Source organism: Pseudomonas sp. D3-10, assembly GCF_051132175.1.
Classification (GTDB): Bacteria; Pseudomonadota; Gammaproteobacteria; order Pseudomonadales; family Pseudomonadaceae; genus Aquipseudomonas.
The window spans coordinates 1,611,385-1,637,136 of the sequence record NZ_CP071668.1 but is presented as its reverse complement, the minus strand read 5'-3'; the positions used below and the strand labels follow the sequence as shown (position 1 = coordinate 1,637,136).

At 61.5% G+C, this 25,752-nt stretch carries 26 protein-coding genes; 9 read left to right on the top strand and 17 right to left on the bottom strand.

The window, feature by feature from the left end; genetic code table 11:
* Positions 1 to 50: 50 nt before the first annotated feature.
* On the bottom strand, positions 51 to 749 hold the full coding sequence (gene pyrF, locus J3P90_RS07320; RefSeq protein ID WP_420766907.1) for an orotidine-5'-phosphate decarboxylase: 699 nt from the start codon (positions 747 to 749) through the stop codon (positions 51 to 53).
* A gap of 276 nt (positions 750 to 1,025) precedes the next feature.
* On the opposite strand from pyrF, the gene J3P90_RS07315 reads away from it, so the two are divergent.
* Together J3P90_RS07315 and J3P90_RS07310 are read left to right on the top strand one after the other, a co-directional pair.
* Positions 1,026 to 1,784: a response regulator gene (locus J3P90_RS07315; protein WP_434607144.1), complete on the top strand. Its 759-nt coding sequence runs from the start codon at positions 1,026 to 1,028 to the stop codon at positions 1,782 to 1,784.
* Complete coding sequence (locus J3P90_RS07310; RefSeq protein ID WP_434560046.1) at positions 1,784 to 2,824, top strand: sensor histidine kinase; 1,041 nt, start codon at positions 1,784 to 1,786, stop codon at positions 2,822 to 2,824. Before J3P90_RS07315 ends, J3P90_RS07310 begins: the two co-directional genes overlap by 1 nt.
* Positions 2,825 to 2,833: 9 nt before the next feature.
* Here the strand turns inward: J3P90_RS07310 and J3P90_RS07305 are convergent, their stop codons facing one another.
* The 8 genes from J3P90_RS07305 to J3P90_RS07270 form a co-directional block, all read right to left on the bottom strand.
* Positions 2,834 to 3,871 carry an AI-2E family transporter gene (locus J3P90_RS07305; protein WP_420766910.1) on the bottom strand — a complete coding sequence of 346 codons (1,038 nt, stop codon included), beginning with the start codon at positions 3,869 to 3,871 and terminating at the stop codon, positions 2,834 to 2,836.
* Between the two features lie 61 nt (positions 3,872 to 3,932).
* A complete protein-coding gene (locus tag J3P90_RS07300) occupies positions 3,933 to 4,751 on the bottom strand; it encodes a DUF4892 domain-containing protein (RefSeq protein ID WP_434676030.1) in 819 nt (272 codons plus the stop codon).
* Positions 4,752 to 4,880: 129 nt separating this feature from the next.
* Positions 4,881 to 5,732: an alpha/beta hydrolase gene (locus J3P90_RS07295; protein WP_434607149.1), complete on the bottom strand. Its 852-nt coding sequence runs from the start codon at positions 5,730 to 5,732 to the stop codon at positions 4,881 to 4,883.
* A complete protein-coding gene (locus J3P90_RS07290; protein WP_434607151.1) occupies positions 5,729 to 6,523 on the bottom strand; it encodes an alpha/beta fold hydrolase in 795 nt (264 codons plus the stop codon). Before J3P90_RS07290 ends, J3P90_RS07295 begins: the two co-directional genes overlap by 4 nt.
* A 151-nt stretch (positions 6,524 to 6,674) precedes the next feature.
* Complete coding sequence (locus J3P90_RS07285) at positions 6,675 to 7,118, bottom strand: hotdog fold thioesterase (RefSeq protein ID WP_420766914.1); 444 nt, start codon at positions 7,116 to 7,118, stop codon at positions 6,675 to 6,677.
* 46 nt (positions 7,119 to 7,164) lie between these two features.
* Entirely contained in the window at positions 7,165 to 7,617 is a 453-nt protein-coding gene (gene sixA, locus J3P90_RS07280) for a phosphohistidine phosphatase SixA (RefSeq protein WP_420766915.1), read from the bottom strand.
* Positions 7,614 to 7,961: a DUF4389 domain-containing protein gene (locus J3P90_RS07275; protein ID WP_420766916.1), complete on the bottom strand. Its 348-nt coding sequence runs from the start codon at positions 7,959 to 7,961 to the stop codon at positions 7,614 to 7,616. Before J3P90_RS07275 ends, sixA begins: the two co-directional genes overlap by 4 nt.
* Before the next feature lie 28 nt (positions 7,962 to 7,989).
* The gene (locus tag J3P90_RS07270) at positions 7,990 to 9,015 is read right to left on the bottom strand and encodes an NAD(P)H-dependent glycerol-3-phosphate dehydrogenase (RefSeq protein WP_434648579.1); all 1,026 of its coding nucleotides are present in this window, start codon (positions 9,013 to 9,015) and stop codon (positions 7,990 to 7,992) included.
* A gap of 164 nt (positions 9,016 to 9,179) precedes the next feature.
* Between J3P90_RS07270 and J3P90_RS07265 the strand changes: the two genes are divergently transcribed.
* The 5 genes from J3P90_RS07265 (at position 9,180) to fabB (ending at position 16,168) form a co-directional block, all read left to right on the top strand.
* Positions 9,180 to 11,339 carry a TonB-dependent receptor plug domain-containing protein gene (locus J3P90_RS07265; protein WP_434676029.1) on the top strand — a complete coding sequence of 720 codons (2,160 nt, stop codon included), beginning with the start codon at positions 9,180 to 9,182 and terminating at the stop codon, positions 11,337 to 11,339.
* Positions 11,340 to 12,272 carry an ABC transporter substrate-binding protein gene (locus J3P90_RS07260; RefSeq protein WP_434676028.1) on the top strand — a complete coding sequence of 311 codons (933 nt, stop codon included), beginning with the start codon at positions 11,340 to 11,342 and terminating at the stop codon, positions 12,270 to 12,272. It begins immediately after the preceding gene.
* The gene (locus J3P90_RS07255) at positions 12,269 to 14,170 is read left to right on the top strand and encodes an ATP-binding protein (RefSeq protein WP_434607156.1); all 1,902 of its coding nucleotides are present in this window, start codon (positions 12,269 to 12,271) and stop codon (positions 14,168 to 14,170) included. The genes J3P90_RS07260 and J3P90_RS07255 overlap by 4 nt, the downstream gene beginning before the upstream one ends.
* A gap of 250 nt (positions 14,171 to 14,420) precedes the next feature.
* A complete protein-coding gene (gene fabA / locus J3P90_RS07250; RefSeq protein WP_030138344.1) occupies positions 14,421 to 14,936 on the top strand; it encodes a 3-hydroxyacyl-[acyl-carrier-protein] dehydratase FabA in 516 nt (171 codons plus the stop codon).
* Positions 14,937 to 14,947: 11 nt separating this feature from the next.
* Positions 14,948 to 16,168: a beta-ketoacyl-ACP synthase I gene (gene fabB, locus J3P90_RS07245; RefSeq protein ID WP_420766921.1), complete on the top strand. Its 1,221-nt coding sequence runs from the start codon at positions 14,948 to 14,950 to the stop codon at positions 16,166 to 16,168.
* 192 nt (positions 16,169 to 16,360) lie between these two features.
* Here fabB and J3P90_RS07240 read toward each other — a convergent pair whose 3' ends face one another.
* Positions 16,361 to 16,825 (bottom strand): DUF3859 domain-containing protein, encoded by a 465-nt coding sequence (locus tag J3P90_RS07240; RefSeq protein WP_434607158.1) that lies wholly within the window; start codon positions 16,823 to 16,825, stop codon positions 16,361 to 16,363.
* Positions 16,826 to 16,971: 146 nt separating this feature from the next.
* A complete protein-coding gene (locus J3P90_RS07235; RefSeq protein ID WP_434676551.1) occupies positions 16,972 to 17,964 on the bottom strand; it encodes an amidohydrolase family protein in 993 nt (330 codons plus the stop codon).
* 144 nt (positions 17,965 to 18,108) lie between these two features.
* On the opposite strand from J3P90_RS07235, the gene J3P90_RS07230 reads away from it, so the two are divergent.
* A complete protein-coding gene (locus J3P90_RS07230; RefSeq protein ID WP_434676027.1) occupies positions 18,109 to 18,969 on the top strand; it encodes a pirin family protein in 861 nt (286 codons plus the stop codon).
* Between the two features lie 153 nt (positions 18,970 to 19,122).
* On the opposite strand, the gene J3P90_RS07225 is transcribed toward J3P90_RS07230, so the two are convergent.
* The 4 genes from J3P90_RS07225 to J3P90_RS07210 all read right to left on the bottom strand — a co-directional run bounded on the left by J3P90_RS07225 (position 19,123) and on the right by J3P90_RS07210 (position 22,846).
* Complete coding sequence (locus tag J3P90_RS07225) at positions 19,123 to 19,851, bottom strand: dienelactone hydrolase family protein (protein WP_434676026.1); 729 nt, start codon at positions 19,849 to 19,851, stop codon at positions 19,123 to 19,125.
* 68 nt (positions 19,852 to 19,919) lie between these two features.
* Complete coding sequence (htpG, locus tag J3P90_RS07220) at positions 19,920 to 21,824, bottom strand: molecular chaperone HtpG (protein WP_434676025.1); 1,905 nt, start codon at positions 21,822 to 21,824, stop codon at positions 19,920 to 19,922.
* A gap of 87 nt (positions 21,825 to 21,911) precedes the next feature.
* Positions 21,912 to 22,373: a PaaI family thioesterase gene (locus tag J3P90_RS07215; protein ID WP_434607166.1), complete on the bottom strand. Its 462-nt coding sequence runs from the start codon at positions 22,371 to 22,373 to the stop codon at positions 21,912 to 21,914.
* Positions 22,370 to 22,846: a PaaI family thioesterase gene (locus J3P90_RS07210; protein ID WP_434560070.1), complete on the bottom strand. Its 477-nt coding sequence runs from the start codon at positions 22,844 to 22,846 to the stop codon at positions 22,370 to 22,372. Before J3P90_RS07210 ends, J3P90_RS07215 begins: the two co-directional genes overlap by 4 nt.
* 147 nt (positions 22,847 to 22,993) lie before the next feature.
* On the opposite strand from J3P90_RS07210, the gene J3P90_RS07205 reads away from it, so the two are divergent.
* Complete coding sequence (locus J3P90_RS07205; protein WP_420766929.1) at positions 22,994 to 23,245, top strand: hypothetical protein; 252 nt, start codon at positions 22,994 to 22,996, stop codon at positions 23,243 to 23,245.
* Between the two features lie 73 nt (positions 23,246 to 23,318).
* On the opposite strand, the gene J3P90_RS07200 is transcribed toward J3P90_RS07205, so the two are convergent.
* Entirely contained in the window at positions 23,319 to 24,056 is a 738-nt protein-coding gene (locus tag J3P90_RS07200) for a DUF599 domain-containing protein (RefSeq protein ID WP_420766930.1), read from the bottom strand.
* Between the two features lie 136 nt (positions 24,057 to 24,192).
* Positions 24,193 to 25,506 carry a branched-chain amino acid transport system II carrier protein gene (brnQ, locus tag J3P90_RS07195; RefSeq protein WP_420766931.1) on the bottom strand — a complete coding sequence of 438 codons (1,314 nt, stop codon included), beginning with the start codon at positions 25,504 to 25,506 and terminating at the stop codon, positions 24,193 to 24,195.
* Between the last annotated feature and the right edge of the window lie 246 nt (positions 25,507 to 25,752).

The window sequence follows — 25,752 nt, the reverse complement described above, 5'->3', positions numbered from 1 at the left end:
AAAACAACTGTGGGAGCAAGCTCGCTCCCACAGGGGCCCGCGTAGTTGGGTCAGGCCAGCTCCGCCACTACCGCCGCCAGCGCCTTGGCCGGATCGGCTGCCTGGCTGATCGGCCGGCCGATCACCAGGTAGTCGGAGCCAGCGTCCAGTGCCTGGCGCGGGGTCAGGATGCGGCGCTGGTCGTCCTGGGCACTGCCCGCCGGGCGAATGCCCGGGGTCACCAGCTGCAACGAGGGGTGGGCCGTTTTCAGGGCGTTGGCCTCCAGGGCCGAGCAAACCAGGCCGTCCATTCCCGCCTTTTGCGCCAGCGCCGCCAGGCGCAGCACTTGCTCCTGGGGCTCGATGTCCAGGCCGATGCCCGCCAGGTCTTCACGCTCCATGCTGGTCAGCACGGTCACGCCGATCAGCAACGGCTTGGGGCCGTTGCGCTGGTCCAGCACTTCACGACAGGCAGCCATCATGCGCAGGCCACCGGAGCAATGCACATTGACCATCCACACGCCCATTTCCGCAGCGGCCTTGACGGCCATGGCGGTGGTATTGGGGATATCGTGGAACTTGAGGTCCAGGAACACTTCGAAACCCTTGTCCCGCAAGGTTCCGACGATTTCCGACGCGCAGCTGGTGAACAGCTCCTTGCCGACCTTGACCCGGCAGAGCTTGGGGTCCAACTGGTCGGCCAGCTTCAGGGCGGCGTCACGGGTAGGAAAATCCAGGGCGACGATGATAGGCGTCTGGCAGGCGGACATGGATGAGCTCTCAGGCAAGTCGAAATCGGCGCGCATTGTAGCGGAACCAGCGCCCTAACGGGACCCAATGATCGGCAAATCATTGATCGGCCCTGCCGTCATGTGTGTCAACGCCGATACATTCATGACATGCGCACAACACGACGGGACGCTACCCTCAGCCGCCGAACGCCGCTCTTTCAACGCTTCACGGCCCACCGCCGCGAAGCTTATGCTCACCCCACCCCCCCGCCGCCTTCTTTCGGTTGGCAGCCCCAATGGCAGATGATGCATCTCATGCAGTACACCCCTGTTGCAAATTCTGGCGATCAGAAAGTGTCCGACGACGACAGGCGCTGGAGCACCCGCGCGCTGATCGTCGATGACGACGTACCGATCCGCGAGCTGCTGATCGACTACCTGGGCCGCTTCGGCATTCGCGCCAGTGGCGTAACCGATGGCGCGGCCATGCGCCAGGCGATGCAGGCAGAACACTTCGACGTGATCGTGCTAGACCTGATGCTGCCGGGCGAAGACGGCTTGCAACTGTGCCGCTGGCTGCGCGCCGAGTCGAATATTCCAATCCTGATGCTGACGGCCCGCTGCGAACCCACCGACCGCATCATCGGCCTGGAGTTGGGCGCGGATGATTACATGGCCAAACCTTTTGAACCCCGGGAGCTGGTGGCGCGAATCCAGACCATCCTGCGCCGGGTGCGCGACGATCGCAGCGAGCAGCGCGCCAACATTCGCTTCGATAGCTGGCGGCTCAACAGCGTGCTGCGCCAACTGGTTTCCGCCAACGGGCTGGTAGTGCCCCTCTCCAACGCAGAATTCCGCCTGTTGTGGGTGTTCATCGAGCGACCACGCCGAGTGCTCAGCCGTGAACAATTGCTGGACGCCGCGCGCGGTCGCTCGATCGAGGCCTTCGACCGCAGTATCGATCTGCTGGTCTCGCGCTTGCGCCAGAAACTGGGGGACGATCCGAAGGCTCCGCAGTTGATCAAGACCGTGCGCGGTGAAGGCTACCTGTTCGATGCGCGGGATATCGGTTGATGCGCCTGCGCTTCGATTCCCTGTTTGGCCGCCTGTTCGGCGTGCTGCTGGTGGCGATCGTGCTGGCGCACCTGCTGGCCTTTGCCTGGTTTTTTCATTACGACAAGCCACCTCCCGGGCCGCCCCCGGAATTTTCCCATCAAACCGCAGGTCCCTCGCACTCCGGCCCGCCACCCGGCCCACGCCCCCGGTTTGGCGGGCCCGTGGTGCCCCTGACGTTTCAATTTGTGTTCCTGATCGTTGCGGCCTGGTACGGCGCCAAGCTGTTGACTCGGCCCATCCAGCGACTGAGCGACGCCGCCCAACGGCTGAGCGAGGACCTCCATAGCCCGCCATTGGAAGAGAACGGTCCGCGGGAGGCCCGCCAAGCCGCCCATACGTTCAACCTGATGCAACAACGGATCCGCGAGCAGGTACAGCAACGCTCGCGCATGCTTGGCGCGGTATCCCATGATCTGCGCACCCCACTTGCGCGACTCAAGCTGCGCCTGGAGCAGATCAACGACCCCCGGCTGCAGGATCAGATGCGTCAAGACCTGGACGATATGATCGGCATGCTCGACGCGACCCTGACCTATCTCCACGAACAACGCACCAGCGAAGCGTTGCAATGGATGGACGTGCAGGCGCTGGTTGAATCATTAAGCGAAAACGCCCAGGACCACGGCGCCAATGTGCATGCCAGCGGTACCTGCGCGCCCTTGCGGGTGCAACCGATGGCACTGCGTTCATGCATCAACAACCTCATCGACAATGCCGTGCGTTACGCTGGCGACGCATCGATCGTGCTGGACGATCAGCAGCACCAGTTGCTGATCCGGGTGATTGACCACGGCCCCGGCATCGCGGCGGACAAGCGCGAAGCGGTATTCGAGCCATTTTTTCGCCTAGAGGGTTCGCGCAACCGCAACTCGGGAGGCGTCGGCCTGGGCATGACCATCGCCCGGGAGGCCGCCGAACGCCTGGGCGGGCACTTGAGCCTGGAAGAAACACCCGGCGGCGGGTTGACGGCGGTGATTCGCGTGCCCCGTGTGGCCTGAACCGCTGCGTTACCGCGCCTGGCTCTTGCTCCAATCCGTCAGCAAGCTGTACGCCACCGCCAGCAGGGTCGGACCGATGAACAACCCGATGAAACCGAACGCGATCAAGCCACCGAACACCCCGAGCAACACGATCACCAGCGGCAGGTTTCCACCACGACTGATCAGGTAGGGCTTGAGCACGTTGTCCACGCCACTGATGATGAACGTGCCCCAGATACCCAGGAACACCGCCATCCCATACTCGCCCTTCCACGCCAGCCAGGCCGTGGCAGGTATCCAGACCAGCGGCGGCCCCATGGGAATCAGGCTGAGCAGGAAGGTGACGATACCCAGTACCAGCGCACCCGGCACCCCGGCGATCAAAAAGCCGATCAGCGCCAGTACCGCCTGAGCCGCGGCGGTACCGATCACCCCGTTGACCACTCGCTGCACCGTGCCGGCCACCAATTCGACATAGTACCCGGCACGATCACCGATCAGCCGCTCCAGCAGCCCCTGGACAAACGCCGCCAATCGCGGGCCGTCCCGGTAGAAAAAGAACACGAACACGATGCTCAGGGTCAGTTCGAGGATTCCGCCGCCGATCTGCGCGCTACGGGCCAGCAACCAGTTGCCGACACGTCCCAGGTAGGGCTTGATGGACACCATCATCGCCGCGCCCTGCTGGTCGATGCTGTTCCAGAGCGTTACCAGGCGCCCGCCCACCAGCGGTACGCCGGCGAGCCAGTCGGGGGCTTCGGGCAGGCCATCGACCTGCACATCCCTGACAAAGGCCGTGGCATCGCGCACATGATCGGCGAGATTGAAGCCTAGCCACACCAGCGGCACCGCCACCAGCAACATCCAGCCGACCGTCAGCAAGGCCGCCGCCAAGGATTCGCGACCGTTGACCCAACGGGTCAGCAGGCGCATCAGTGGCCAACTGGCAAAAGCGAGCACAGCCCCCCAGAACAGCGCCGACCAGAACGGAGCCATCACCCAGAGGCTGGCCCCGAACAACACCAGGAGCAGTATTTGCACCAACAGCCGATCGTTATTGAGCATGTAAGGTCTCGAGAAATGAACAAGGCCGGGCTAGGACGACACGCGCGTTTGCCACGTCAGCTTATCGCAACAGCTCCAGGTGCAAGCCCGCCGTGTTACCGCCGGCCGCTTCCATTCTTGCCGCCCGGACGCCCTGCTCGACCAGCGCCTGGCGCCACGCCTCGGCGTGTGGGCCGGCGACGCTGACCCGAAGGCCGGTGTCCAGGTTCAAGGCCCGAGACAACAGGCGTAGCCAGGCTTCCTCCGGTTCGCCGGCAAGACGCGGCAAGTCCAGCACGCCGGTGTCCTTGAGCTGGCGCAACAACGTGGCAGAAGTCGGCAGCACATCCCCCAGGGGCGCGCTCGCTTCGAACTGCTCGACATGCAGGTAGGCCTTGCGGTTGCCACGGGTGATGGCATACAGCGCGATCAGCGTGTTGTCCGCCGGCGGCGCCAGGCGCAGCAACAGGTAGGCCTGGCCATTGTCGGCGCCATAGAGCTTGGCATTGCCGAACACTTCGTTGGCCCACAGGCTGCTTTCGCCACAATCGCGGGCCTGGCACCAGAACAGCAGCTCGGCGCCCTGTTTCTGCAAGGCTTCGCGGGCGGCGGTGAACGCTTGTGTGGCGGTATGTTCCGGCGGCAGTTCGTAGGTCACCGAGGTGGCGTTGCCACGGGCATCGACCTGCCCGTCGAAACGCAGTTGGCCGCTGATCTTGCGAATCGACCCCATGGGGTAGATACGCTCAAGGTCGCTGGTTTGCCGATAATCGACGATTTGCGCGTCGGGCATGCGCGGCACGCGTTCCAGATCCTGGCTGCCGGGTACATCGGCAGCCAGGGATAGCGGGCTGAAACCGGCCAGTGCCAGCAGGACGAATGAACGAATGGATAGTTTCATTGGATCGGCTTGGCCTGGGTCCGCGCGACGCAAAGGCGTTCATCAATGCACAGCAAGGCAAGTGAATGGATATCTGTCATGGTTGGCTCCCTTTCAACCCGCCCAGCCTCGACACTTGCCCGGCGCAAGTCAAGAAACGCTGAAGAACCGATTGAAACAGTCTGCTACAAGAGCGGCACCGACCTCGTCGTTCAGGTGCAAATGATGGCCGCCAGGTAACTGTTCATGACTGAAGGGTAGACGTTCCAGCAATTCGGGGTGCTGGGCAAGCATGCCGTCGGCCGCGACTACCAAGTGCGCGGGGCAAGCGACCCGCGCGACGAAGGCCATGGCCTGTTCGTCGGTCAGGCGCAGCGGCGAGGGCAAGGTCAGGCGATTGTCGGTGCGCCAGGTGAACCCTCCCGGCACCGGCATCAAGCCGCGCTGGGCCAGTAGCTCGGCGGCTTCGCGACTGACTGCCACCAGTCCCTTCATACGCGCTTCGATGGCCCGGTCGAGGGTTTTGTAGACGGGTTTGCGTTTTTGCTGCAAATCCAGTTGCGCTTGCAGGGCCATGCCCATGCGCTCGGCCGCATTGTCGCCTTTCGCTGTAGGAGGAATCACCCCATCGATCAATGCCAAGTGACTGATCCGCTCCGGCAAGGCACCGGCCAGGACCAGCGAGACAATGGCCCCCATGGAATGCCCCAGCAGCCCGAAACGCTTCAAGCCCAGTTGCTCGGCGACTTGCAGCACATCGTGGGCATAATCCCACAGGGCATAGCCGGCGCCAGGCGGACGGTGCCCGGAATGTCCGTGACCGGCCATGTCCAAGGCAATCACCCGTACGCCCTGGAGCATAGGCGCCAGCCGGGCGAAGCTGTTAGCGTTGTCCAGCCAGCCATGCAGGGCAATCACCGGCCGGCCATCTTCCGGCCCGAACAAATGGGCCGCCAACTCGATATGGGGCAGGCTCAGGCGAATTTCTTCGACGACGCTCATGGGCTACGACCCTGCCAGCGCTGCAGCAGGCCCTTGAGCAAGTTGGCCGTGTCCTGGGGATATTCGAGTGGAAACATGTGACCACCCGGCATGGTCAAGGATTCGCCCAAGGGCATGCGGCTCACGGATCGGGCGTGATGACGCATCACCACCCGACTCTGTCGGCCCCGCACTACCGCCAACGGCATGTCGAGCTTTCGAGCCCTCCCGGGGCTGGTGTGCGGCACGCCTCGGTAGATGCTGATTTCCGTGGCCGGGTCGAAGCGCAGCCGCAACCGATCACCAACAGGCTGCAAACCATGTTGCAGGTACGCTTCGAAGCACTCCGGGTCGAAACCGCGAAACAACGTCTTGCCGGCAAAATATTCCCGCGCCGACGCCAGGTCGTTGAATTCTTCCCGCCGCCCCAGGGTTCGCCCGGCCGGCGTCAAGCGATCGATGAAGCCCAGGCGCTTGGCGGCAAGAATCAGCCAGCGGTCGGCGCGGGTCAGGACCGGGGAATCGAGCATGACCACACCACGATACAACTGCGGGCAGCGCAACGCCGCATGCAAATGCAGTACGCCGCCCAGAGAATGCCCGACGCCCCACACCGGCTGCGATTGCCGCTCAAGGTGGTGAATCAGTTCGTCCACCAGATTGTTCCAATTGTCGTCGACCGGGAATCGCGGGTCATGGCCGTGCAGTTCGAGGTGGGAAACCTCGTACTGCGGCGCCAGCGCGGCAAACAACTTACCGTAGGTGGCGGAGGGGAAACCATTGGCGTGGGCGAAAAACACCTGTTGCGACATATTGGCCGATCCATTGCGAGAACTGCGACCGATTTTGCGCAGAACCTGATGGTGCGGCAATGACCGGAACTGACAGGAATGATGACAGCAACATTGACCCTCGAGCTGCAAGCTACAAGTAAAAGCGGGACTGCTTAGCTTGTAACGTCTCTTAGCGCGCCGGCGGCTGCTCACCCAATGGAACCACCGCCATGGTCAGGCGCGATACGCAGTTGACCTTGCCGTCATCATTGACCAGGCGGATGTCCCAGACCTGGGTGGTGCGGCCCAGGTGAACCATCCGGGCCGTCGCGGTTACTCGCCCGCTGCGCACGCCACGCAAGTGGTTGGCGTTGATTTCCAGGCCGACGCAGTAGAACTTGCTCGTGTCGACGCACAGATAGGCCGCCATGGAGCCGACTGTCTCGGCCAGCACCACGGACGCGCCGCCGTGCAACAGGCCGAACGGTTGATGGGTACGATGATCGACCACCATGCTCGCGGTCAGGGATTCGTCGTCGAAAGATTCGAAACGGATGTCCAGCACTTCGCTGATGGTGTTCTTACCGGCCGCGTTCAGTTGTTCAATATTGGGGGTGGTGCGCCACAGACTCATCGCTGCCCTTCCTTTATGTTTTTGTTTTGTCTTGGGACGGTTGTTCTCAGGGGTGCCTGAGGCTCTTGAGTTTCATCGAACCGGCCAGCGGCAGGTCGCCCTCCAGCTCGGCCAGGCCTGCCGTCGATACTTGTTCCGGTTGCTGCAGATGACCGTGCTGCAAAAGCCCCAGCAAGCTGCCCACCAGTGGGTTATGGCTGACCAGCAGCACGTTGTCTTGATCATCCAGGTGTTTCAATACCTCGGCCGGACGGGTTTCCGGCGTGAGCCAATCAACCGTGACCAACTCCGGCTCGAACCCCAGCGCCTCGCGAACCAATTGCGCGGTCTGTTGGGCACGTACATAGGGGCTGGCAAAAATGGCCCGCAGGGGCTCGCCCATCAACCGACCGGCGCTGAGCAAGACTTCCTCGCGGCCATGGATGGTCAGCACCCGTTCAGGGTCGGGACGAACACCGTGGGGCTCGGCCTCGCCATGACGCAACACCCACAATTTCATAGCTTCGGCTCCTCGTCCCGGGCGGGATGTGGTGCCGGTGCAACGGTGTGGGGGGTTTCACCTTCCGGTGTGCGTGGGGTTGGCCAGTCGGCGAATGGCCAAGGCTTCTGGTCGCTATGGAAAGTGCCGAAGCGACCGATCTGCGCCAGGAACTGGCTCAGGCTGTCGCCAAAATTCATCAGGCTGGCACTCGGTGCGCCGTAGATCAGCCGGTAGATCAATTGCACCAGCACCACGGCGCCGAGGATCAATTGCGCCACCTGCCAGACCAGCAGGTAAATCACCATCCACAGCACTCGCAGCAGGATGGATTCGTATTGCGGCTGCCCTTTCGGATCGTTCATGGTTCGCTCCTGCTTGCGGTCAACGGAATCAGTTGAAACCGCTGGTGGAAATGAAATCGACGTCGGTCTTGGGTTCGCCACGCATCAACAGTTCGATCACCTGCTCCAGCGTGCGCCCTTCGAACAGAATCGCATGCAGACCGGCGACCAGCGGCATGTACACGCCGGCTTCCTGGGACTTGGCCTTGAGCACCTTGAGGGTGTTGACCCCTTCGGCCACTTCGCCCAGGCGCGAGACGGCCTCGTCCAGGCTCAGGCCTTGGCCGAGTGCGAAACCGACCTGATAGTTGCGGCTCTTGGGCGAGGAACAGGTGACGATCAGATCGCCCACGCCGGCCAGGCCGAGGAAGGTCATCGGGTTGGCGCCCTGGCTCACGGCGAAACGGGTCATTTCCGCCAGCGCCCGAGTGATCAGCATGCTCTTGGTGTTCTCGCCCATGCCCAGGGCGACCGCCATGCCGGCGATGATCGCATAGACGTTCTTCAGCGCACCGCCCAGCTCCACGCCGAAACGATCCGCGCTGGCATAGACCCGGAAGGTGCGACCATGCAGCGCGGCCTGGACCTGCTGGCACAGCTCTTCATCTTCGCTGGCGACGACGGTGGCGGTCAGGGCGTGTTCGGCAATCTCCCGCGCCAGGTTAGGCCCGGATATCACGCCGATTCGCGCCTTGGGGGCGATGTCCGCAAGAATCTCGCTCATCAGCTTGAACGTTTGCGCCTCGATGCCTTTGGTCAGGCTCACCAGCAATTTGCCGCTCAAGCGCTCGGCGTGCGGTGCCAGCACCGAACGCAGGGCGCTAGAGGGCAAGGCGACAAAAAACAGATCGCTATTTTGGAGCGTGGCCTGCAAATCGGTCACCGGCTCGACTTCAGGGCGGACCTTGATGCCTTTGAGATAACGCGGATTTTCCCGGTTGACCCGGATGGCCTCGGCCTGCTCCGGGTCACGCATCCACTGGCGCACCGCGTGGCCATTCTCCGCCAGCAGGTTAGCCACGGCGGTGCCGAAACTCCCGCCTCCCAGGACCGCAATCGGGCGCTGTTCAGTCATATGCAATCCGCTCTTCCATACCAAGTGGCAATGCCGGGCATTATACGGAGCAGCCAGAGCGCGACCAGCCCCGTCCGCAATTACCCATCGCTGTAGGAAGCTGACCACCAATTCCTAGGAAAATGCTGTCAACGTGAATGGAAAAGTCGTTCGGCTCGGTTAACATGCCCGCCATCCTTCTTCTATCCAAAGGCTGTGCCGTGTTCGTTGGCCCCACCCGTCCAGGCTCATCACTGCTATTGGCGCTGATCATCAGCCCGCCAGCGGTGGCCGACGACTTGTTCGTGGACAACCAGCCCCTCCCCCAGGTATTGACCGCCACGCGCCTGAAGCAGTCGCCGGCGGCGGTACCCGGCAGCATGACCGTGCTGGACCGTGAATTGATCAAGGCCAGCGGCGCTCGGGACATCAGCGAATTGTTGCGCCTGGTGCCAGGCATGATGGTCGGCAACATCAGCGGCAACCAGCCCACCGCCAACTACCACGGCACCAGTGCCAGTGAAGCGCGGCGCATGCAAGTGCTGATCGATGGTCGCTCGGTGTACCGGGCCGGCCTGGCGACAGTGGACTGGAGCGATATACCGGTCGCCATGGAAGACATCGAGCGGATCGAAGTCTTTCGCGGCCCCAACACCGTCAGCTATGGCGCCAATGCACTGATGGCCGTCGTCAACATCATCACCCGCGCCCCGGCCGACAGCCACGGCACCCGTTTCAAGGTTACCCGAGGCCAGAACGGCATCAGCGACTGGTACGCCAGCCAGGGCACAGGCTGGGAAGACGGTGACATGCGATTGTCGCTGTCCGGCCAGCAAGACGACGGTTTTGACAGCAACCGCAACGGGGCCGACTACCGCGACAGCCGTCGCCTGAACCGCTTCAACCTGTCCGTCAGCCAAACCCTGGATGAATACCAGAGCATTGACTGGCAGTTGAATGCCAAGGAAGGGACCAACCAGCGGCCCTACACCTACCGTCCGGTGTTTGCCGGGATTACCGAAGCTGGGGATAACTCCGACGTCAGCGCCAAGGATTACGCCGCTTCGCTGCGTTGGAACCTGGACCTGAATCCTAACCACAGCCTTTATATCCAGGGTTCGATGCAGCATTGGGATCGCCAGCAGACTTGGCGCGCCTGCGATGCGGAGGTGTCGTTCAGCCCGCAATTGACCGATCTGTGGCAGCTCAACCCCAACTATGCCGAGAAGCTGGCGCGCAATATTCCCAGTTTCCTGAATACCGGGGTCCCCGCCGGCACGGCCCAGGAACAGGCACTGGCCAATCAAGTGCTCGACCAATGGCGAAACGGTGCTTCCCGGACACTGTGTGGCGATATCGACCAGAGCGCCCGGGAGTCGCGCTACGACCTTGAGGTTCAGGACACCCTCAGTCTTTCCGACAGCCTGCGGCTAGTCACCGGCGTGAATTATCGTTACGACCGGGCCGATTCGCAGACGTACTTCAACGGCACCCTGGACGACACCACCTACCGTTTGTTCGGCCAGCTCGAATGGCGGGCCAGCGAACACTGGTTGTTGCAGGGCGGCGCGATGTTCGAGGACGCACGCCTGACGGGCAGCTCGCTGACCCCTCGGATGGCAATCAACTACCTGATCACCCCGCGACACGGCCTCCGGGCGGTCTATTCCGAGGCGGTGCGCTCGCCGGACATGTTCGAGAACAACGTCAACTGGAGTTATCAAGTCACCAATCTACGGCCGGCCGCCTTTGGTCAGGACAGCGCCCGTTATTTCGTTCGAACGCGCGGCCCTGGCAACCTGGATCAGGAGCACATGCGCTCGCGTGAGCTTGGCTACAACGGTTATTTCATGGATTTGGGCCTGGCGGTGGACGTGAAGCTGTTCCACGACCAAATCACCGGAATGATCAGCGAACCATTGCGCAACAACCAGTACATCGCCAGCAACAGCAACGAATCGCAGTTCACCGGCGCCGAAACCCAATTCGATTGGCGGATGACAGCGGCCGACCGGCTGCGCCTGACCTACGCCTATGTCGATGCGCTGGCCAGCAACCCCCTCGACGAACAGCTGACCGCCCGCAACAGCGGTTCGGCCGGCTGGCTGCGCGATTGGGGCCGGGGCTGGAACAGCGCGGTTTTCTATTACGCCGCCGACGCCCTCAACGGTTACCGCTACGAACGGATCGACAGCCGCCTCGCCCGGCGCATTCCCCTGGGCAAAGCCAGCCTGGAAGTCGCGGGGACCCTGCAGCAACGCCTCGATGACCAGCCGACCACGTTCGTCGACAACCGCTACGATTCCCGCCATGTGGTGTATTTCAGCGCGGAGTTGTCCTTCTAGATGTCCCGGTGCCAACCCCGCACGACGCCCTTTCGTGGCCGCCTGTGGTGGTTACTGTGCCTGGCATTTGCCGGCCTGCTGGTCACGCTCGAGGCTCGGGCCGCCGAGGTCCTGTTGACAGGCGCCCAGGACAGCCCCGGCGTGCAGTCATTCACCCAGGCCTTGCAGGCCCGGCGTCCCCAGGACCGCGTGCGATTCACCCCATTGGCCAACCTGCCGGCGCCGGATCGGTTGCCGGATGACGTGCGCCTGATCCTGCTCGACCCGCCGAGCCTCGACTGGCGCCTGCAAACGCCTCGCGGGCCGGCCACTCTGGTGCTGCGGATCAGCCGTCAGCAAGCCCGGGAACGCCTGGGTGACGGGACGCCCGGACACCTGAGCCTGCTCTGGAGCGATCCACCGATGGGCCGGCAGTTGCGCCTGATTCGTCAGGTCCTGCCACAAGTACGGCGGGTCGGCGTGCTGTACGACAGGCACAGCGAGTTCCTGCTCAAGGACCTTCAGCAGGCAGCGTTGCCGCTGGGCCTGCAAATCGTCAGCGAACGCTGGGACGACATCAACGACAGCCGCCCTTTGCAAAACCTGCTGGGCCAAAGCGACGTCTTGCTGGGCCTCGACGACCCCGACCTTTATAACCCCAAGACCGTGAAGAACCTGCTGCTGAGCAGTTACGCCCGGCAACGCGCGCTGATCGGGCCAAGCGCCGCCTTCGTCAAGGCCGGCAGCCTGGCCAGCACCTACAGCGGCCAGGAAGACTGGCTGGCGATTCTCGACGAATTGCTGGACCGCCCCGCCGCCACGTGGCCGCGCAGCCTGTATCCGCCCCGCTTCAAAGTCTTGAGCAATCAACAGGTCGCTCGCTCGTTGGGGATCGAACCGATTGACGTCGAATCCGTCGCTACGCAGCTGGCAGAAGGAGAACACCGTCCATGACCTTGCGTCGCCGCTGGGATATCAATACCCGTACCCAGCTCATCGCCCTGGGGCCGGCACTGCTGCTGACGGTGCTGTTGATCAGCTTCTTCACCTTCGTGCGAATCCAGGACCTACGCCAGGAACTCAACCACACCGGGCAGCTGATCGCCAACCAACTCGCTCCAGCCGCGGAGTATGGCGTCATATCCGGTAACAATGATGTGCTGGAAAGCCTGCTGACGGCCACGCTCGCCACGCCTCACGTGCGCTTTTTGGAAGTCCAGGACCGCACCGAGCGGGTTCTCGTGTACGTGGAACAACCGTCGCAAACCCGCAACCATTCCCAGCAGGTCGAAGTATTCCAGGCCCCCGTTCGCCTGCAGCGCATTGCCCTCAACAATGATTTCCTGCAAGGCAACAGTCCGCCCATCGAGGCGGCCGGCGAGGATTACCTGGGCCGCGTCATTGTCGGCATGTCCAGCGACGCCTTCAGCCAGCGGCAGCAGGAGATCCTGCTCAAGGCAGCGGTCCTGGCCCTGTTTGCGCTGCTGTTCACGTTCCTGGTGGCGCGCCGCCTGGCAGCGAGCCTGTCGCAGCCGATTCGCGACATCGGCCATGCGGTCAAGGCCATCCAGCAGGGTGATTACAGCAGGCCCTTGCCTATTGTCGACGACGGGGAATTGGGCGCCCTGTCGCGGCACATCAACAACCTGGCCGCGGGCCTCGAACAAGCAAGCCGCGAGCAGCACCAGGCCATGGCTCAATTGATCAAGACCCGGGAGGAAGCAGAAAAGGCCAACAGCGCCAAGTCGGAATTCCTGGCGATGATGAGCCACGAACTGCGCACGCCCATGAATGGCGTATTGGGCATGCTGCAATTGCTGGAAACCACCCATATGACTGATGAGCAGCATGAATACACCGCGCTGGCATCGGAATCCACCGAGCACCTGTTGAAGGTCATCAACGACATTCTCGACTTCTCGCGCATCGAGCGTTCGGCGCTGGAGCTGGAGCACATCCCGTTCAACCTGGCCGAGCTGGTGGGCAGTTGCGCGCAGTCGTTCCAGCACAGCGCCGCGCAGCGCAAGCTGGGCCTGGACCTGCTGGTCCCCGACGACATGAAGCCGCTGCAGGTACAAGGCGACCCGACGCGGATCCGGCAAATCCTGGTGAACCTGATCGGCAACGCGTTGAAATTCACCGACCAGGGCCGCGTTACGGTGCAGTGCCAGTGGCAGGCCCTTGATCACGAATTGCTGTGGTTCACCTGCACCGTGCGCGACAGCGGCATTGGCATCCCGGCCGAAAGCCTGGAGCGCATGTTCGACGCCTTCCAGCAGGCCGACAGTTCCATTTCAAGACGCTACGGCGGCACGGGCCTCGGCCTGCCGATCGCCCGCACCCTGGCCGAACGCATGGGCGGCACGCTGCGGGCCCAGAGCCAGGAAGGCCAGGGCTCGGTGTTTACCCTGGAAATCCCGCTGGCCCTGTCGCGCCTGGCGCCACCGACCCTGCCCCCGCGCCTGCCCGGCGGCGGTAGCAACGGAGAAGGCCGCAATGTCTTGTTGGTGGAAGACAATCCGGTTAACCAGACGGTGATCGAAGCGATGCTGCGCAGCCTCGGCTTCAAGGTCAGCGTCGCCACCGATGGCGCCCAGGCCGTACGTAGCGCCGAGAGCCTGATTTTCGAAGCGATCCTGATGGACTGCCGGTTGCCGGTCATCGACGGTTACGAAGCCACGCGGCAGATCCGCCAGTTGCCCGGCTGCACCGACGTGCCCATCATCGCCCTGACCGCCAATGCACTGCAGGGTGATCGCGAAGCGTGCCTGGCAGCGGGCATGAACGATTACCTGGCCAAACCCTTCAAACGAATCGACTTGCAGCAGATTCTGCAACGCTGGGTCGGGTAAATGCAGGGCCTAGGACTATCTGCGACTGGCGTGAAAGGCGAAAGTGCGGCAGTCTTAAGCACCCGGCCACGCCTCGATCGGGGAAGGAATAACTATTTCAGTGCACAGGTGTACATTGATTTTCCCGTGTGCTGTGACTTTCACTACAACGCAATAGTCTATGAGTAGGCTGCCGACTCGAGGCATGAACGCTTCGATCGGTCGGGAAGATTTGCCCCACCCTGCCGCATGGGACTATTGAGGAGCTCGCATGACCAAACAAAACGCCTTTACTCGGGAAGATCTGCTGCGCTGCAGTCGCGGTGAGCTGTTCGGCCCAGGTAACGCGCAACTGCCCGCCCCGAACATGCTGATGGTGGATCGCATCACCCATATCAGCGATGAGGGTGGCAAGTACGGCAAAGGTGAATTGGTCGCCGAGCTGGATATCACTCCGGACCTGTGGTTCTTCGCCTGCCATTTCGAAGGCGATCCGGTGATGCCCGGCTGCCTGGGCCTGGATGCCATGTGGCAACTGGTCGGCTTCTTCCTCGGCTGGCAAGGCCTGCCGGGTCGCGGCCGCGCCCTGGGTTCGGGCGAAGTGAAGTTCTTCGGTCAGGTACTGCCGACTGCGAAGAAGATCACCTATAACATCCATATCAAACGCGTCCTCAAGGGCAAGCTGAACATGGCCATCGCCGATGGTTCGGTGGCTGTCGACGGTCGCGAGATCTACACCGCCGAAGGCCTCCGGGTTGGCGTTTTCACTTCCACTGACAACTTCTAAGGGTTATCCGCATGCGCCGCGTCGTTATCACTGGTCTGGGCATCGTTTCGTGCCTGGGCAATGACAAAGAGACCGTCTCCGCTAACCTGCGTGCAAGTCGCCCTGGCATCCGGTTCAATCCGGAATATGCCGAAATGGGTCTGCGTAGCCAGGTTTCCGGCTCCATTGACCTGAACCTCGAAGAGCTGATCGATCGCAAGATCTACCGTTTCGTCGGCCACGCGGCGGCTTATGCCTACCTGGCCATGAAAGACGCCATCGCTGACTCCGGCCTGACCGAAGAGCAGGTCTCCAACGTACGGACCGGCCTCGTAGCAGGTTCCGGCGGCGCCTCCACCTTGAACCAGATGGAAGCGCTGGACATCCTGCGCGAAAAAGGCGTCAAGCGTGTCGGCCCGTACCGCGTCACGCGGACCATGAGCAGCACCGTTTCGGCCTGCCTGGCCACGCCGTTCAAGATCAAGGGCCTGAACTACTCCATCGCTTCCGCCTGCGCCACCAGTGCCCATTGCATCGGTACCGCCATGGAACAGATCCAGATGGGCAAGCAGGACATCGTGTTCGCCGGTGGCGGTGAAGAAGAACATTGGAGCCAGTCGTTCCTGTTCGACGCCATGGGCGCCCTGTCCAGCAAGCGCAACGACGCGCCGGAAAAAGCCTCCCGTGCCTACGACGCCGACCGTGACGGTTTCGTCATCGCCGGCGGTGGTGGCATGGTCGTGGTCGAGGAGCTGGAGCACGCCCTCGCCCGTGGCGCGAAGATCTACGCGGAAATCGTCGGCTACGGCGCCACCTCCGACGGCTATGACATGGTCGCACCGAGCGGTGAAGGTGCCGTGCGCTGCATGCAGATGGCCATGTCCACCGTCGATGCACCGATCGACTACCTGAACACCCACGGCACCTCGACCCCGGTCGGCGACGTCGCGGAAATGAAGGGTGTGCGCGAAGTGTTCGGCGACAAGGCCCCGGCCATCAGCTCCACCAAGAGCCTGTCGGGTCACTCCCTGGGCGCCGCCGGCGTTCACGAAGCGATCTACTGCATGCTGATGATGGAAGGCAACTTCATGGCCGGTTCCGCCAACATCGACGAACTGGATCCGGAAGTGGCCGACCTGCCTATCCTGACCCAAACTCGCGAGAACGCCACCATCAACACCGTGATGAGCAACAGCTTCGGCTTCGGTGGCACCAACGCTACCCTGGTGATGAAGCGCTGGCAGGGCAAGTAATTCCCGCTGGTACGCCACACACAAAAACGCCCCGACTGGTTCGGGGCGTTTTTTTGTCTGACGGATATGCCTGAATTCCTTGTGGGAGCGAGCCTGCTCGCGAAAGCGGAGTATCAAGCAACAACGCTCTGACTGTCATACCGCCTTCGCGAGCAGGCTCGCTCCCACACTTTGATCTGTGCAAATGAAGTTTCAGCGCACGACAAACCGTTGCTGCGTCAACAGCCGATCCCCCTGGAACACCATGAACCGCCACTCCCCCGGCACCACTTCGTGGCTTTCGGTAAATTCATAGGCCATGACGTCCTGGGGCGCGCCGGCCACCAGTTTCTGGATGACTTCGAATTTGTCGTGGCGTACGCCATCGGGTGTGCGGATACCGGGGGTGAAGTACAACAGGGTCAACGGCTGGTCGTCAGCGACCTTGCCCGCCAACTGATAGCGCATGCCGAACTTCGTACCCAGCTTGGCCGGAACACTTTCGGTCTGGCGGATCTGCTCATTGCTGCGACGCAAGACCCGCTCGCCCGATTGCAACTCGGCCTTCGGCCCTTCGAATACCCCATATTCCACCGGGCCTTCGACACGAACTTCCGCCTGGGCCAGGCCGCAGGTCAACAACAGCGCGAGCAGTGCGCTTGAACGGGTGAGGTGCATGGTGCGCTCCTTGATTGAGATGAGCGCGAGGGTATGACGCGGGGGTGACAGGCTGATGACAAAGCGGTGTTCAACAGGCCAGCTAAAGCCCGGATACAGGGTTGACCTGTGGCGAGGGAGCTTGCTCCCTCGCGACAAGAGCGGGCTCAGCGGGCGACTGAGCGCGGCAACACCGCCAGAAAGTTATCCCGCGCCACCTTCCGCGCCACATCCTCAGGCAAGGCATCCAGGAACGGATCGAAGCTGTGCAACTCCTTACCCAATTTATTGAATCGTCCTACCACGTCCGATCCCACCATGAACCGCTCCGGGAAGCGCTCCACCAGTTTCAACCATTCATCCCGGGGCTTGCCCGCCTCATCCAGTAGATACGGCGTGAGCATGCTCCAGGACAGGTCGATGAAAAGATTGGGATAAGACTCCAGCATCCGCGTCAGGGTCGGCAGCAGAAAATCCAGCCGGGTCTGGTGCCGGTGAATCTCCATGCTCGTGCCGGCATGGGCCCAGATGAACCGTGTGTGTGGATGGTTGCGCAGCGGTTCTTCGATTTCTGCCAGGTACAGCGGATTTCTCTCACGCTTGGACGTGATGTTGGAATGCAGCATCACGGGCAGATCATTCTCCGCCGCCAGGTGATAGATGCGGGTCATGGCTTCGTTGTTGGCGCGCGGCGTGTCGCCGGAGGTCAGCGCCGTCAGGTCGTCATGACGGGTGAACACTTCGCCGATGCCTTGCCACAGCCCCGGATAGAGATCGAGCATGCGCTGGATATGCGCATCGGAGTTCTTGTCATTGGGGTTGAAGCCCGACAAGAATGGATGGAAATGCTGGCGTTGCTCAGCGGGGAGCTTGGACACCGCGGCAGCGACAATCACATCGGTGGCGCTGTACCAATAGGCGTCCGCATCGTCACCGGCGTAGTAACGCGGTCGCTTGGGTTCGTCTTCGTGCCATTTCTTCGCCACGGGAACGCCGGAAATCATCACATGCTCGATGCGATTGTCCGCCATGGCCTTGAGGAGCTTGGCCATGCCGGCGGTTTCCTGGAAGAAATCGACGTAATGCAGGTGCGCATCACTGTAGGCATATTCGCGAGCCGAGGCGGTGCTGCACGTAACGGCCAGCAGGCAGGCGAACATCAAACGGATCGAGGGCACGGGGATTCTCCATAGGCCATGAGCAGCATAGACCCCAGCCGTCCCGCCTGGGTTCAAGCCGGCGCTGCCGTCCGTTGCAACCTCGGGTTATGCTCTGCCCATCCGTCGTTCAACCTGGAAGACACCATGACCGCTCCCCTCATCGTTCGTCCCCGCGCAGAAGACGTGGAAGGCCAGCCGATTCTTCGGCCCTTGCCGTCCGCTAAATGCCGCAGCGTCGGACCTTTCGTGTTTTTCGACCATATGCTGCAAACGTCCTACCCGGCCGGTCGAGGCATGAACATTCGCCAACATCCACACATCGGTCTGTCCACCCTCACCTACTTGTTCGAGGGCCAGATCCAGCATAAGGACAGCCTCGGTTCCGATCAGGTGGTAAACGCCGGGGATGTCAGTTGGATGACCGCCGGCAGCGCCATTGCCCATGTCGAGAGGACACCGAAAGCGTTGTTGGAAAGCGGCTTCGTGCTGCATGGGCTGCAAATCTGGCTGGCCTCGCCCAAGTCTCACGAGGAAGGTCCCGGGCACTACAGCCATCATCCGGCACAGAGCCTGCCGGTCAGTGAGAACCTGGGGGTGAGCATCCGCATGATCGCCGGGTCAGGCTTTTGCCTGGAATCGCCGGTGCCGGTGCTGTCTCCTACGCTTTATGCCGAACTGAACCTGCAGACCGCAACGACGCTGCTGATTCCCACGGAACATGAAGAACGCGCACTGTACATCCTGGGCGGCGAGGCGCAGTTGGACGGTGAACCGCTTGAGCCCCATTCGCTGGCGATATTGCCTGCAGGGGAAGAAATGACGCTGTCTGCCGACACCGAGTGCCATGCCGTGCTGTTCGGCGGTGCGCCCTTGGATGGGCCACGGCGGATGAATTGGAATTTCGTCTCCAGCGACCCGGCCCGCATAGACGAAGCCCGCCGACGCTGGGCGGCCGGGGACTGGCCAACCGTACCAGGGGAAAGCGAGCGGATCGAGTTGCCCTGATTCAAGGGTTGCCTATCAGGCAGACATCGCGAGCAAGCTCGCGCCCTCACTGAATCGGTGCGGTTCGCAAATGCCGAGAACAACTTGATCCAATGTGGGAGCGAGCTTGCTCGCGATGGCTTTGTACCAGACAAAAGAGATCCGGGCCCGACGTCAGCCCTTGAACACTTCATCCAGCAGGTTATGCATCGAGCGGAACGCCCGTCCGGCGACCTTGGCGGCGTACATCATCTTGCCAGGCACATTGGCCTGCGGGTCGGTGAACGAGTGCACCGCACCGCCGTAGCTCAGCAATTGCCAATCCACCCCAGCCGCGTTCATTTCATCTTCGAAGGCCGGCAGCTGTTCCTTTGGCACCAGCGGGTCGGAGGCGCCGTGCAGGACCAATACCGCGCCCTCGATGTTCTGGGCATCAGCCGGGTTCGGCGTATCCAGGGTGCCGTGGAATGAGATCGTCGCTTTCAGGGGTGCGCCAGTGCGAGCCAACTCCAAGGCGCAGCATCCCCCAAAGCAAAAACCAAAAGCGGCCAGCTTCGCCGTGTCGACCTTCGCTTGGTCCTGGCTCTGCAGTTGCTCGAACGCTGCCTGCATGCGCTTGCGCAACAACGCCCGGTCGTTCTTGAGCGGCATCATCGCCGCTCCCGCCTCATCGGCATTGCTCGGGCGCACTGTTTGCCCGTAAAGGTCGGCAATCAGCACCACATATCCGTTTGCCGCCACAGACCTGGCGATTTCCTCGGCCCCCGCCCCAACACCCATCCAGTTCGGCGCCATCAGCAAACCCGGACGTGGGCCCTGTTGATTGACGTCGAAGGCCAGGCGCCCCTCATAACTTTGACCATCGACCTGATAGACCAGCGAACGAACCGTAACCTGACTCATGACGGACTCCTCTTTGACTGAACACCAGAAATGACAAAACCCGCCGAAGCGGGTTTTGTCTCACTTGATCAAGCTGACAGTTCAACCAACAGCTTGTTCAGGCGACGTACATACGCAGCCGGGTCTTTCAAGCTGTCGCCAGCCGCCAGGGCCGCCTGGTCGAAGAGAATGTGCGACAGGTCGCCGAAACGCTCTTCGTTCTGCTCGTTGTCGAGCTTCTCCACCAGCGGGTGGGCCGGGTTGAATTCAAAGATCGGCTTGGAGTCCGGGACTTTCTGTCCGCTGGCTTCGAGGATCTGGCGCATCTGCAAACCGAGGTCTTGCTCACCGATGGCCAGGATCGCCGGGGAATCGGTCAAGCGGTGGGAAACCCGCACTTCGCTGACGGCTTCGCCCAAGGCAGTCTTGATCCGCTCGACCAGGCCTTCCTTGCTCTTGGCGACTTCTTCGGCAGCTTTCTTGTCTTCTTCCGAATCCAGGTTGCCAAGGTCGAGATCGCCACGGGCCACATCGACGAAGCTCTTGCCGTCGAACTCGTTGAGGTAGCTCATCAGCCACTCGTCGATGCGATCGGTCAGCAGCAGCACTTCGATGCCTTTCTTGCGGAAGACTTCCAGGTGCGGGCTGTTCTTGACCTGTGCATAAGTCTCGCCGGTCAGGTAGTAGATCTTGTCCTGTCCTTCCTTGGCGCGAGCCAGATAGTCGGCCAGGCCAACGATCTGTTCGCCATCCTCACCCTGGGTCGAGGCAAAGCGCAGCAGGCCAGCGATCTTCTCTTTATTGGCGAAGTCTTCGGCCGGACCTTCTTTCATGACCTGGCCGAAGTTTTTCCAGAAGTTCTTGTACTGCTCGGGCTCGTTCTTCGCCAGTTTCTCCAGCATGTCCAGCACGCGCTTGGTCAGCGCCGACTTCATGGAGTCGATGATCGGATCTTTCTGCAGGATTTCCCGCGAAACGTTCAGCGACAGGTCATTGGAATCCACCACACCCTTGATGAAGCGCAGGTAAAGCGGCAGGAACGATTCGGCCTGGTCCATTACGAACACGCGCTGCACGTAAAGCTTCAGGCCACGTGGCGCTTCGCGCTGGTACAGGTCGAACGGCGCGCGGGCCGGCACGTACAGCAGCGAGTTGTATTCCAGCTTGCCTTCGACCTTGTTATGGCTCCAGCTCAGCGGATTTTCGTAATCGTGGGCGATGTGCTTGTAGAACTCCTGGTATTCCTCGTCCTTTACTTCGGTGCGCGGACGGGTCCACAAGGCACTGGCGCGGTTGACGGTTTCCCATTCCACTTCGGGCTTTTCTTCGCCTTCGGCAGCGGTGGCTTCCTTCGGCAGCTCGATCGGCAGCGCGATGTGGTCGGAGTACTTCTTGATGATGTTGCGCAGGCGCCAGCCATCGGCGAACTCGTCTTCGCCAGACTTGAGGTGCAGGACGATGCGGGTGCCGCGATCGGCCTTGTCGATGGTCGCGACCTCAAACTCGCCCTCGCCCTTGGAGGACCAGTGCACGCCTTCGCTCGGGGCGAGGCCGGCACGGCGGCTGAACACTTCAACGTGATCGGCAACGATGAACGCGGAATAGAATCCGACGCCGAACTGACCGATCAGGTGGGAATCCTTCTTCTGGTCGCCAGACAGGTTTTTCATGAAATCGGCGGTGCCGGACTTGGCGATGGTGCCCAAGTGCGTGATCACCTCGTCGCGGCTCATGCCGATACCGTTGTCTTCGAGGGTGACGGTCTTGGCGTCCTTGTCGAAGCTCACACGGATTTTCAGCTCGGCGCCGCCCTCCAGCAGTTCTGGCTTGGACAGCGCTTCGAAACGTAATTTGTCGACAGCGTCGGAGGCGTTCGAAATCAGCTCGCGGAGGAAAATTTCCTTATTCGAATACAGCGAGTGAATCATCAGGTGCAGCAGTTGCTTCACCTCGGTCTGGAAGCCCAGGGTTTCCTTTTGAGTTTCCACGCTCATGGTCATCAAACTCCAAGTGGATGGTGGTGTCCGCCTCGCAGAGAATGGCGGCGGGATGTCCACAAGGTGGGGGCAACGTTGATGATTTCAAGGGCCGCTCGGCCTGGAGGGCCCCGGGATCTTGAAATGGGCACGGGCGGTGGCAATGGGTTCGGCTTCGGACTCTTGCCAGGCCGTGACCGCCACGTTGGCCACGCGCCGCCCTTGGCGCCAGACCTGGCACCGGGCAAAGGTGTCGCGGAACTGCCCGGCACGCAGGTAATCCAGGGAAAAATCGATGATCTTCGGCACACCGGTCGCACGGGTGGCAATCAGCAGATGAACGGCGGCCGACAGCTCCATGAATCCGGCGATGACCCCGCCGTGGATAGCGGGCAGTAAAGGGTTACCGATGTTGTCTTTATTGGCCGGCAGGCGAAACAGCAGATCATCACCCTGGCGGGTGCATTCGACGCCGATGAGCCGCGCATAGGGAATCGAAGCCAGCAGCATCGCGACGTCACCCTGCTCGCAAGCCTGGCGCAGTTGCACCTCGGTAAGATCGGTCATGGTGTCAGCGCGGCAGCCGTGGGGCCGCCTCCCTTGAGTCCTCGGGCGTTATCGCCCAGGCGCATGAAAGTACCCACGACGTGGGCAATGGGCTGCTCGGGATCATCCTGATAGGCAAATCCCCGGCTGAAAATCACATCCGGCGTCACCCGATAGCATTGGGCGAAGCCATAGATGGCCTTGTTGGGCCTGGCAGCGTGCATGTAGTCGATGCGCAGGTCCAATGTCGGGCAGACTTCGAATTGCGGCAGTACACATAAGGTCGACATGCCGCAGGCGGTGTCCATCAGTGAAGTCAGCGCTCCGCCATGGACAATGCCCGTCAGGGGATTGCCGACAAGATGCGCGCTGTAGGGCAACTCCAGCGTCAACCCATCGCGACTGGCGCTGTGCAGTTTGATGCCTAGCACGTGGCAATGCCTGAGCGCCGATAAAAAACGGGTCGCGCGCTCAAAAACGGGATCTTCAGCCATTGACCGATAACTCCTTCAGGGACTTTCAGGTGCACCCGGCAAAGTTCCATCGGTGTGCAAAGTTATATATCTAACGAGCGAGAGGAACTTAACCCTGAGGGCACGGTTCAAAAGGCCAGTAGTTATATCCATAAGGAGAAACACCCCATGCGTAAGACTTTAGCTATTGCCTTGATGTTGGCCGCCTCTCTCGGTCTCGCTGCCTGCGATAAAAAATCCGAGGACAAGGCTCAAGATGCCCAACAACACGCTGAACAAGCTCAGCAAGACATGAACAAAGCACAGGATAAAGTGAACGACGCGGCGAAAGAAAACGCCGAAGCCGCCAAAGATCAGGCTGAATCGAACAATGCCGCGCAACAGGAACAAGCCCCTGCCGACGCGCCTAAAACCAACTGATACGGTTTTAGCAGTAAAAGAAAACCCGCCTGGTGCGGGTTTTCTTTTGCCTGCGATTCAACCAGTCACGCCGTCAGGCAGTTTCCTTGCCGGTTTCGGGCGCTGGTGCCTCGGTGGGCGTATAGACCATGACGTCCAGCACGTCCGAATGGAACTCGCGCTGATACAACACAAAGACCACGCCGGCGCTCATCAACATGAACAACCACGGGCTGACGAACCAGGCCAACATGGTCATGCCGAAATAATAGGAACGCAAACCGAAGTTGAACTGGTTGGCCGCCATGGAAATAACCCGCGCCGCCCTCGAAGCAAAGGCCTTGCGCTCAAGCTCGGACACGTGCCGCTCACCGATCATCGGCGCCGACCCCACCAGGACGGCGGCGAAATTGTATTGGCGCATGCACCAGCTGAACGTGAAGAACGCATAGACGAACACCAACGCCAGACACAGCAGCTTCACTTCCGCCATGCCTTGGGAGGCCTGCTGCACCAGCGGCAGGTCAGCCAGCAACGAAACCGCTCGATCAGACGCTCCGAGCACCGTCAGGATACCCGCCAGGATAATCAACGTACTGGAGGCAAAAAACGAGGCGTTGCGCTCCAGGTTGCCGATCACGCTGGCGTCGGCGATGCGGTTGTCGCGCAGCAACATGCGTCGCATCCAGTCTTCACGGTACAAATGCATAACGCTGGCCAAGCATGCCGTGTCGCGAGCCTTCCAAGAGGCATACCGGGTATAACCGGCCCAGCAGATGACGAACCATACCGCGGCCAGGAGATGGATCAGGTTGGCTTGGATGAATGACATGCAATTCCCTGTGGCAGAAACAAAATCGGTGGCAATAGTATCAGCGAACCCCGTGGGAGACACCGCGGGCAAAAAAATGCCCCGTATCGACTGATACGGGGCATTTCGGTCTTATCGGTGAGCTGCAGCGAGACGCTTAAGCCAAGGCTTCGCTGCGCTTGCCCAGCAACCGATCGCACACCACAGCGACCGCCAGGGTCATGACCGAAGGCACCAGCCACGCCAGGCCTTGCTCGCTCAACGGCAGATGGGCCAGTTGCGCCGGCATCCAATCCGCCAGCCCTGCCCCCTTGAGCGCATCGATCAAGCCGAACAGGAACGACACCAGCATGACCGGGCCGACAATCCGACCTTGCTCGTGCCAGAAATCCTTGCAGAAGCTCAGGGCCACCAGCGCGATACAAGGTGGATAGATCGCAGTCAGGACCGGGATCGAGAAGGCAATCAGCTTGGTCAGGCCCAGGTTGGACACCAGCAGCGAAAATGCCGCGAGGATGATCACCAAGGTCTTGTAGGACAGCGGCAGTACACGGCTGAAGTACTCGGCGCAGGCGCAGGTCAGGCCGACGGCGGTCACCAGGCATGCCAGGGAGATCAACACCGCAAGGAAGCCGCTGCCCAGGCTGCCGAAGGTGTGCTGTACGTAGGCGTGCAACACAGCGGCGCCGTTGGTCGCGCCCGCCGCCACTTCGTGGCTACCGGAGCCCAGGCGGAACAGGCTGACATAAACCAGCGCCAGCCCCACACCGGCAATCAGCCCGGCGATGATGGCGTAACGGGTGATCAAGGCCGGCGACTCGACGCCCCGAGAACGGATGGCGTTGACGATAACAATTCCGAACACCAGAGCGCCAAGGGTATCCATGGTCAGGTAACCATTGATGAAGCCTTGGGAAAACGGAGCCGCCACGTACTCGGGTGTCGCCACGCCGATATCGCCTGCGGGCAGGGCAAACGCAGCGATGCCGAGCACGGCCAGGGCGATGATTTTCAGCGGGGCGAGAAAGCGCCCGACGGTATCGAGCAGGCGTCCTGGATAGAGCGAAATGAAGAACACCAGCAGGAAGTACACCGCGCTATAGAGAAACAGCGCCAACGGACTTTCGCCGGTCAGCGGCGCCAGGCCTACTTCAAACGATACGGTGGCGGTTCGGGGCGTGGCGAACAGCGGGCCGACCGCCAGGTAACAGACTGCCGCCAGCAAGCCACCGGCAATCTTGCCGATTGGGCTGCTCAACGCGTCCATCGCGCCACCGACTTTCGCCAGCGCAACGACGGTGATCACCGGCAACCCAACCGCAGTGATCAGGAAGCCCAACGCCGCCATCCAGACATGAGGCCCGGACTGCAAACCAACGATAGGCGGGAAGATGATATTGCCGGCCCCGACGAACAGGGCAAATGTCATGAAACCAAGCGCCAGGATGTCCTGACCTTTCAACACTTTCATTAAGGAAACCACACTACTGAATCGGAATTTAGAGAGGGATTTCCCTGAAGGGTGAGGGAAATGCTGCCGATCCGTATGGGATCGACCCGTTGAGCGCATCGCCGCCTTGTGGGCCGCGGTCGCAAAATTGGCCGCCAGACTAACGAATTTGGCGGAAAAACGCACTGTTACAGGGCGAACTATCCGATACACGACGTTTCTGTGTCGCGTTTACGTATCTATTTTTCCGGCTAACCGGGTTCGCAC